This is a genomic window from Variovorax sp. J22P240 (assembly GCF_030316855.1).
GTDB lineage: Bacteria > Pseudomonadota > Gammaproteobacteria > Burkholderiales > Burkholderiaceae_C > Variovorax.
This window is the reverse complement of record NZ_JASZYR010000033.1, coordinates 1-8,813: the sequence shown is the minus strand read 5'-3', so window position 1 is coordinate 8,813 and position 8,813 is coordinate 1. Positions and strand designations below refer to the sequence as shown.

7 protein-coding genes are annotated in these 8,813 nt (G+C 64.0%); 5 read left to right on the top strand and 2 right to left on the bottom strand.

Features of this window, described 5'->3' with window-relative positions:
- Positions 1-353 precede the first annotated feature (353 nt).
- Positions 354-4,376 carry a YCF48-related protein gene (locus tag QTI24_RS31305; RefSeq protein ID WP_286605824.1) on the top strand — a complete coding sequence of 1,341 codons (4,023 nt, stop codon included), beginning with the start codon at positions 354-356 and terminating at the stop codon, positions 4,374-4,376.
- A 39-nt stretch (positions 4,377-4,415) separates the two neighbouring features.
- Here QTI24_RS31305 and QTI24_RS31300 read toward each other — a convergent pair whose 3' ends face one another.
- Positions 4,416-4,691: a hypothetical protein gene (locus QTI24_RS31300; protein WP_286605823.1), complete on the bottom strand. Its 276-nt coding sequence runs from the start codon at positions 4,689-4,691 to the stop codon at positions 4,416-4,418.
- A 1,445-nt stretch (positions 4,692-6,136) separates the two neighbouring features.
- Here QTI24_RS31300 and QTI24_RS31295 point away from each other — a divergent pair.
- Genes QTI24_RS31295 through QTI24_RS31285 form a run of 3 tightly spaced genes read left to right on the top strand, consistent with a single transcriptional unit; the run spans position 6,137 to position 8,227 of the window.
- A complete protein-coding gene (locus tag QTI24_RS31295) occupies positions 6,137-6,577 on the top strand; it encodes a hypothetical protein (protein WP_286605821.1) in 441 nt (146 codons plus the stop codon).
- A 43-nt stretch (positions 6,578-6,620) separates the two neighbouring features.
- Positions 6,621-7,613, top strand: coding sequence for a TIR domain-containing protein (locus tag QTI24_RS31290; RefSeq protein ID WP_286605819.1), 993 nt, complete (start codon positions 6,621-6,623; stop codon positions 7,611-7,613).
- 8 nt (positions 7,614-7,621) lie between these two features.
- Positions 7,622-8,227: a nucleotidyl cyclase domain-containing protein gene (locus tag QTI24_RS31285; RefSeq protein WP_286605817.1), complete on the top strand. Its 606-nt coding sequence runs from the start codon at positions 7,622-7,624 to the stop codon at positions 8,225-8,227.
- Positions 8,228-8,321: 94 nt separating this feature from the next.
- Here QTI24_RS31285 and QTI24_RS31605 read toward each other — a convergent pair whose 3' ends face one another.
- Positions 8,322-8,489 (bottom strand): integrase core domain-containing protein, encoded by a 168-nt coding sequence (locus QTI24_RS31605; protein ID WP_353506133.1) that lies wholly within the window; start codon positions 8,487-8,489, stop codon positions 8,322-8,324.
- A gap of 59 nt (positions 8,490-8,548) precedes the next feature.
- Between QTI24_RS31605 and QTI24_RS31600 the strand changes: the two genes are divergently transcribed.
- On the top strand, positions 8,549-8,813 hold a 265-nt coding region (locus tag QTI24_RS31600), incomplete at its 3' end, for an IS1096 element passenger TnpR family protein (RefSeq protein ID WP_503011338.1).

The following is an 8,813-nucleotide window of genomic DNA, read 5'->3' as shown; positions in this document are numbered from 1 at the left end:
CCCCCCCCGAAGAGAGCGGTCGCTGCGCGGCAAGCCGCTTCGGGCTACGCCCTACGCGCCTTGCCGCGCAGCGAGTGAAGGAAGACTTACACCACTTGCTGGGACATCAACACGAGGGTCGGCAATGCTGTCGTAGCTCAATCTAGGCAGAGAGCGCGGATCAATCTGGTGGCGGGGCCGCGTTCCGTTTGTGCGTCACATAGGGCAACATTCGGCCAATTTGAAAGGCTAGGAGGTCGAGGATGGAGTCGCATCAGCCTTCGCCGGCGTCGGGCAACGCAAGTCCGAGTGCTCTGCACCGCCGCCGCTTTGCCTTGCGGCCCGCCTGGGCCCTCTTCGCCGTGGCGTGGCTAGTGCTGATCAGCGCCACAGCCTGGCTGCAAGCACCCAACCCCCGCCCGCTGCAGGCCGCTGAGGCGCGTTCGGTCTGGGACTGGTTCCGTTATCCGCTGGAAACGAATGCCTCTGCGCGGCTGCCCTCCGCCCCAGGAGCGTTGTATGGCATTCACGCAACGGCTGATGCGAAGAGGGTCTGGGCGGTGGGCGATGCCGGGACCATCGTGGCCACGGCCGACGGCGGGCGCACGTGGGCGGCGCAGAACAGCGGCGTACGGGTGAGTCTATCGTCCGTGGTGTTCGCGTCCGACGGCCAGCGCGGCTGGGCGGTGGGCGATGGCGGGGCCATCGTGGCCACGGCCGACGGCGGGCGCACGTGGGCGGCGCAGACCAGCGGCGTACGGGTGGTTCTATCGTCCGTGGTGTTCGCGTCCGACGGCCAGCGCGGCTGGGCGGTGGGCGATTCCGGGACCATCCTGGCCACGGCCGACGGCGGGCGCACGTGGGCCGCGCAGACTAGCGGCGTGCAGGCCCGCCTGCAGGCCGTGGTGTTCGCGTCCGACGGCCAGCGCGGCTGGGCGGTGGGCGATTCCGGGACCATCCTGGCCACGGCCGATGGCGGGCGCACGTGGGCGACGCAGACCAGCGGCGTGCAGTCCATCCTGCGGTCCGTGGTGATCGCGTCCGATGGCCAGCGCGGCTGGGCGGTGGGCGAGGGCGGCACCATCGTGGCCACAGCCGACGGCGGGCGCACGTGGGCGGCGCAGACCAGCGGCGTGCGGGAGCATCTATGGTCCGTGGTGTCCGCGTCTGCCGGCCTGCGCGGCTGGGCGGTGGGCGAGGGCGGGACCATCGTGGCCACGGCCGACGGCGGGCGCACATGGGCGGCGCAGACCAGCGGCGTGTCCGAGGTGCTATATGCCGTCGTGTTCGCTTCCGATGGCCAGCGCGGCTGGGCGGTAGGCACTGCCGGCACCATCCTGGCCACGGCCGATGGCGGGCGCATGTGGGCGGCACAGACCCGCGGCGTGCAGGCCCTCCTGCTGTCCGTGGTGTTCGCGTCCGACGACCAGCGCGGCTGGGTGGTGGGCGGCGGCGGCACCATCGTCGCCACGGCCGACGGCGGGCGCACGTGGGCGGCGCAGACAAGCGGCGTGCGAGCCGACCTGCGGTCCGTGGTGATCGCGTCCGATGGCCAGCGCGGCTGGGCGGTGGGCGCTTACGGCACCATCGTGGCCACAGCCGACGGCGGGCGCACGTGGGCGGCGCAGACCAGCGGCGTGGGGGTCGACCTGCGGTCCGTGGTGTTCGCGTCCGACGGTCAGCGCGGCTGGGCGGTGGGCGACCTCGGCATCATCCTGGCCACAGCCGATGGCGGGCGCACGTGGGCGGCGCAGACCAGCGGCGTGCAGTCCCTCCTGCGGTCCGTGGCGATAGCGTCCGATGGCCTGCACGGCTGGGCGGTGGGCGATTCCGGGACCATCGTGGCCACGGCGGATGGCGGGCGCACCTGGGCGGCGCAGACCAGCGGCGTGCGGGCGAGTCTATTTTCCGTGGTGTTTGCGTCTGACGGCCAGCGCGGCTGGGCAGTGGGCGGTTTGGGCACCATTCTGGCCACGGCCGACCGCGGGACACGTTGGGCGCCGATTCAGCTGGGTCCCATGCCGACGATGTACACGGTCGCCGCCGATTCGCAAGGGCGATCCGTGTTTGTAGCAGGTGCCGGCGGATTCATCTTGCAGTCGGACGATGGCGGTGAGCACTGGTCCCGGCGTGACAGCCAGGTGGGGTCGTCGCGCTTGGCCCTCTGGATGAGCGACGACGCCCGGCGACTGTGGGCCGTTGGATACCCGCCGGCCTTGGTGCACAGCGAGGATGGTGGCCAGACTTGGCGCCCCAAGCCTTGGCCGCTGCGCCACGCGCGATACCCGGCGCCGTGGTTCTGGATCGGCCTGCTGCTGCTACCGATCTTCGTGCGTCAAGCTTTGCGGCGGCAAACCGCCGATCAAGACAGCGGCGCAGCTGCGATGGGCGCGTCGGACGCACCTGCGCATGACTTCAGCCAGGACCGGCTGCAATTCGGGCCGCTGGCGCGCGGCTTGTCGCGCTTTCTGCGCAACCAGGCGACCGAGCCGCCGCTGACCGTGGCCATTTCCGGCGACTGGGGCAGCGGCAAAAGCAGCTTGATGCACTTGGTCTGTCGCGATCTGGAGCGTTATGGCTGCAGGCCGGTGTGGTTCAACGCCTGGCATCACCAGAACGACGATCAGTTGTTGGCCGCGCTGCTCAGCGCAGTCCGCGACCAGGGCTTGCCTCGGCTGCTCAGCCTGGATGGACTCGCATTTCGGCTCAGGCTGTTGTGGACGCGATCGGCCAAACACTATGTGTTGACGTTCCTTTGTCTGGCTGCCGTTGCTGCGACGGTGGCCTTCGTTACGGCCCATGACAACGCAGCATGGACTCGCCTATGGGCCGACCTGAATTCGCTGTTCGGCGCCGGCGTCGATTCCGCGGGCAAGGGTGGCCACGAGGCCCCGCAACTACGGGACTGGAGCCGTCTGCTGGCCCCGATCGCAACGCTCATCGCGGCGATAACCGCCGTCTACCGGGCGCTGAAAGCGTTCGGGTCTGACCCGGCCGTGCTGTTGACAACCCTGTCGGAGAACTTTCGGCTCAAGGACGCACAGGCTGTAACCAACTTTCGTGCGCGCTTCGGCGAGCAGTTCCGTGAAGTGGCGGAAGCTTTGCCATATCGGACGGTCATCGTGATCGATGACCTGGATCGCTGCAAGCCGGAAGCAGTGCTGACCGTCATGGAGAGCGTTAACTTTCTGATGAGTTCAGGGCGGTGCCTGGTGATCTTCGGGATGGCCACGCACCGTGTGCAAGCGGCATTGGCGATGTCGTTTGAGAAGATCGCCAAGGAAGTGGTGGTACTGAATCTGGCCGGTCCCGATGACCCAAACAGCGACTTGAATCCCGAAGACGCGGAGCGCGAGCGCCGTCGGCACTATGCGCAGGACTATCTGGAGAAGCTGATCAACCTTGAAGTGCAGGTGCCGGCGCGGGAAGATCTCCCCGCACACCTCCTGCTGCTGGCGCCTGCGGAGGATCATGGCGATGGCTGGCGCGCAGCGGCCCAGGGCATGGCGGGGCTGCTTCCGTTGGCGGGGCTGTTGCTCGCCGTGGCCGCTGGACTCATGTTCGGCTGGAAATTCGACGGCTTCAGGCACGCGGCGCCAGACCCGGTAGTGCAGGTAGCTCCTCCAGCGGCATCGGCGGCACCACTGAGTTCAGGCTCACGTACCCGCTCAGTCGCTCCATCGGCACCGCCGGCCGCAGCGGCCAGCGGGCCGGCGGTGCCGGTCTATGTCCCATCGATGCAACATGGTGAGGATGGTGGCATCGCGTGGACCGCGATCGTGCTGCCGGTTGCCGCGACGCTCCTGCTGATGTTGGGCTACTTTGTCTGGCGGTTGCGTGAAAACACGCGCGCCGTACGTGACTCGGCGGCATTCACCCGTGCGCTTGAAGCTTGGGCACCCGTCGTGCGCGGCCATCGCGGCACGCCGCGGGCGGTCAAGCGCTTTGGCAACCGCGTGCGCTACCTGGCGATGCTGCAACAGGCCGAGCAACTCGACGAATCGGGCTGGGACCTCCTGTGGCGTCGGTTGATCGGGGCACGGCCGGGCGCTGCCAACGTGCAACGAGATCCGGAGGATCCACCGCCCAACATGCCGCCGGTGCTCGAAGAACATCGAATCGTGGCGCTCGGCGCGCTGCATGAGGTGTGGGGCAGTGATTGGCGCGCACGCACAGGCCCGCCACCGAGCGAATCGACGCACCCTCAACAAAAAGCCCACGCCGCAGCCGTTGCCGACTACGTCGATGCCACGGGCGCCTCTTGGCCACCATCCGCAGAGGAAATGGACGCGTTTGAGCGAACACTGAAAGGCGTGCGTCTGCCCGGTGATCCGGGCGTGATTGCGGCGCGTGGGCCTATCGATCCGGCGCCTGCCCCTGACCCCCAGCGCCAATGAACCTGGTCCCCGCGGTAAGCCGCGCCAAATCGAGAGGTTCTAGCGGCGATTTCTCAAACGGCATTCAGTGAGCAACCCGCTGCGGTGGATGCCAATGATGCTCGTGGCCATGAAACCCACTTGCTGCGTCAGCAACCCCCAGTGTCCACCGAGGATTCCGAAACCGAGCATGAGGAAGTTCGCGAGCAGGAAGCCCACCCAGCCATAGCGAGACACACGCGTGTTCGACGCGAGCAGGAAAGCACCGGCAAGACCGACGAGCGCGCCCGACCATTCGAGCACCTGCGCCAACGTGATTTGATTCGAGAAGTTCATGACCGACTTATTCTGTGGGCTGGATTGCGGCAGTGGTGGACGTCGATATGCAGCCGAGCTCGCTCGGCCCTGCCCGGCGAGCGCCGAAGCGAGCCGATCTCGGCGGCGTCGGGAACAGACCCCGACGAGCGACCGCAACGGCCGCCTCGGCCGTGCGCGCGCGGACATAGGCCGTCTTCTTGTACGTCGGCTTCCTGGCAGGGCCGGCCACAACGTGGACGGCCCATTTCTTCCAGCCGCGACTGGACCAGCAAGCGATCGCGTTGGCTTCGTCCGTAAAAATCAATCGATGTTGAGGCCTATTTTTGGGCTGAAGGACAAAAAAGGTATTTATTCAATTCCGGCTCGACGTGCGGACTATTCAACAGATTTGGATATTGAGGGGCGAATTTTCCGTTTATTTGATATGGATTCCGCTCCGCTGAGTGCCGCGCCTCTTGGCGGCCTTTCGCTGCAAAATGTAGTTGCTGCAGGGCAAAGCGCCGACCGACGCATGAGGGGGCATCGTTGTATAAGTTGCAGAACCAGTGGCCAAAAAAGCACCCCAGCTTATGTTTGACGACCAAAGTACGCGAAAGGTTTATGGGGTTGCGGACAATACCAGTCCGTTGTGTGTAGTGGTTAGTGCAAAAAATCGCAGCTTCGTTGCTGATATTTTCTGGATCGCGCCTGAAGGGGCGGCTGATCTGCCTCCTCCGATTCCACTGTTCGAGAATGTGGACCTCGGCGCGAGGCCGCCTGTGAATCTTCAAATCGACGAGTTGAAGGGGTGGATCGCCTTTAAAAACGACACGAGCCCAGGGTGGCGGTCGCAGCTATGGAGCTTTAATGGTTGGCGAGCCCAGGCGGGATATGTTTTTTGGCCAGAGATTGTGAAGGAAGTTCCTCAGGGTCTATTGCCAGAATTGGAAGGATCTTATGAGCTAATAACTAGAAGAAGACGTGCAAATCCTTTGGATGACGTGACGCTTCAGTGCAGCCTCCCGCTGGGACCGCCGGACGTTTCTAATGAGTGTCGCAAAGTCAAGTCAAGCCCGGGTGCCGTCTCATCGAATGCCCGCTGATTGCCGATGGTCGGCAGCGGCGTCGCGTCCCATTCCTTGGTGTAGCTCAGCACCGTGGCCCGCGCGCCTGACGGACTTCGACCTCGGGCAGTTCTTCCAACTCGGCACCGATGACGTCTGCGCAGACTCTACGAGCGCCGCTCTCGGTGGCGACGGTGATTGCTCCCCGGGGTTGTCGCACTTTTCGGGGTGGGAGCGTTCGATTTGGTGGGGTGAACTGCCGCTGACATTCATGTCACTGGCAGAGGCTGCCCCAGCGGCGCCAGAGTCGAGCAGGATTCCCGCCCGAACGACTCAAAACTGTCGTTGTCATCCAACTCTCTCACCCCCGACTTCTGGATGCTAGTATCGAAAGCAATGGGGCGTTGAGTAGGAGCTTCTATGGCAATCAAGGCAGAGGGCAAGGGGGATGTGGACGCGAACGGTGGGAGCGCCGCGTGGTGGGGATGGCCCGTGCAACATTGGCTTTGGCCAGCGGTCGCGGCGCAGAAGCTCCACCTGCCGATCAACCCGGGCCGGTCACTGTTCAGCGCGATACACAACAACTCCTCGGTGCCCAGCATCGAGCGCGACATGCTCGCCGAGCACAGCTATGACCGCCAACGTGGCCGCCTCGCGCTCTCGACGCTCGCCGAGCGGCTGCCCGCCTCGGCCAAGCCCCACTGGCGCATCGCCGACCTCGGGATCTTCGTTCGCGACGTCGATCGCATCAAGCGTCACCCACGGTTGCGTTGGCTTGAATGCCTGCGCAACGAGATCAAAGAACTGCGGCGAGACGACCCGCACGTGCATCAGCCGCTGCGTGCGAGATTCCGGCGCTGAGCGGCGCGCCCAGCACACCATGCGACGCACCACGAGGCCGACGATGTTCATCGGCTCGTCCAAAGAGGGCCTCACGACCGCGGAAGCCGTCCAGCGCTTCTTTAGATCTAGGATGGACGTGAAGCTGTGGACCCGTAAGGGCCTCTTCCACCTGAACACAAGCTATCTCGAATCCATTTTGTACGAGCTCGGCGTGGTCGACTTCGCGATTCTTGTAGTCACACCGGACGATGCCGTGACCAGCCGCGGCCTGACATATTTGGCCGCGCGCGACAACGTGGTCTTTGAGCATGGTCTTTCGCTCGGGCGCCTTGGTCGCCGACGCGCCTTCGTGCTGCATGAGGAAGGCGTGAAGGTCATTTCAGACAACGCGGGCATCGTGATGGCAACCTACAAGAAGCCGGACGACGGCGACCTGTTCGCGGCCGTTAGGCCGGCCTGCGAATCGATCCGGCTGGCAATCGCCGACGAACTGCGCCGGCCCGAGATCGGAATTCTTCCGTCGACTTCGCTGGCCGTCGGCTATTTCGACAGCTTTATCAGCAACGTAGTGAGAGAACTCAGCGCTAGGCGGCACCTCACCGTGAGCAAGAAGGAGAAGGCCGGGCTCACGGGCGGATCCTCAGAATTGGAGTACGAACTGAGCTACGACGTGTTCTCGCTCCATATTGTGGTTCCGTACTCAATCAGCGAAATTACCAAGCACAGCTTGCCGATCAAAGTCGGGGACTTGCCAATTTCTCACGTGAAAGCCGGTGAACGCAAGTACACCTTCCATCTTTTGAACACGTGTGCACCGGGGCACAACGCCGCGATCTCTGTCATCGACATTCCCGACACTCTGCTTGCTTCGCGCAAGACTATTGAATTGACTTCCGGGCAGTTCAAAAGCTCTGCCGCCAGTCAAGAGGTGCTCGAGCGCAGGGAGATCCAGAACTTCAGGCACACGTTGCAGTACCTCCTCGACAAGGAATATGGCGAAGAATGCATCGTGAAGATCGAACCCATGGACTTCCTCAAACAGGCCGGGTCCTGACAGGCACCATGTCCATGCAACAGCATGCCGTCATTCTGACCCCGGTCGACCTTTACTTCGAGGAAATCCGACCCAGCACCGAAGCCTTCTTCAAGGACGAGCTGACCGGCTACTGGAACCGCGGACGCCGGGACGTGGCCGAGCTCACGCTCCGTTACGCGTTTTCGAACAAGGTTCAGGCCTTCTGCGTCGCATTCGACATCCGCAATGTCAGCGGCGCGAACGCCGCACTCAACTGGTCAGGTGTGGGCGAACGGATATTCAAGCCATTCACCGACTTCTTCCGCCAAGCGCTCGAAGTCGGGCTCGCGCAGCGAGCCCAGATCTTTCTCTTCCGCCAGGGCGGCGATGAGTTCTCCGCGATCCTGGCCGGCCTGCCGGGTCGCGCCTTCGCGCATGACGACGTGGCGGCTGTGCTACGCCGCTTCGTCGAGGAAGTCGACCGCTACGCGAAGGCCCAGGGGTTCGACGACATCCCGAACCCCAAAGGGCGCAACCACCGTGGCGTCGGTGTCACCTGCGCATTCGGCTCACTGAGTGCGGCACCGGACGTGGGCCGCGCGCTGGAGATCGTGGACGAACAGGTAGAGCGTTCGAAAATGGCTCGCCGATGAACCCATCAGAACATGCCAGGTGGCAAGGACGGGGTAGGCGCAAGATACGCGGCCAATCCCACGGCACTGACGTCTCCCCCTTATCCGGTCATTTCTAAACTGGAGTCGGGCGGCTTCCGGCTTGTTGATCTGACCTCTTTTTGACGAACTCACTCGGGGTCAGCTGGCCGAGAGAGCCATGCGGTCGGTGATGGTTGTAGCCATGCTGCCAAGCCTTCAACTTCTCACGCGCATCCTGGAGAGCAGGAGAGCAGGAGAGCAGGAGAGCAGGAGAGCAGCCAGAAGTGAGGGGTGTGCGCTGCAGCAGAGTAGGCTTCGGGCATGGAACCTGGGGCCGCTTCCGGACAGCCGATCCTCCAAATTCGAGTAGTGCTGCGCCACATCAGCCCGCTGATTTGGCGCCGACTGCTCGTGTGCCGCGAAACGAACATTGCCCAGTTGCACCACATCCTGCAGGTGGCGTTCGGGTGGGAAGACCGTAAGCGCGCAATAAACCACGCCCTTCCTTCGAGCGCGACGAAGTGTGAGGCTACGTACCCATGTACAAGAACGTGGGCACGTAATGTCAGAGTTGATTTCGGATTTG

Bases quoted from the DNA above. Each gene is read 5' to 3' on its own strand.
- QTI24_RS31300 (WP_286605823.1), bottom strand. From the start codon at position 4,691: ATGAACTTCTCGAATCAAATCACGTTGGCGCAGGTGCTCGAATGGTCG.
- QTI24_RS31295 (WP_286605821.1), top strand. From the start codon at position 6,137: ATGGCAATCAAGGCAGAGGGCAAGGGGGATGTGGACGCGAACGGTGGG.
- QTI24_RS31290 (WP_286605819.1), top strand. From the start codon at position 6,621: ATGTTCATCGGCTCGTCCAAAGAGGGCCTCACGACCGCGGAAGCCGTC.
- QTI24_RS31285 (WP_286605817.1), top strand. From the start codon at position 7,622: ATGTCCATGCAACAGCATGCCGTCATTCTGACCCCGGTCGACCTTTAC.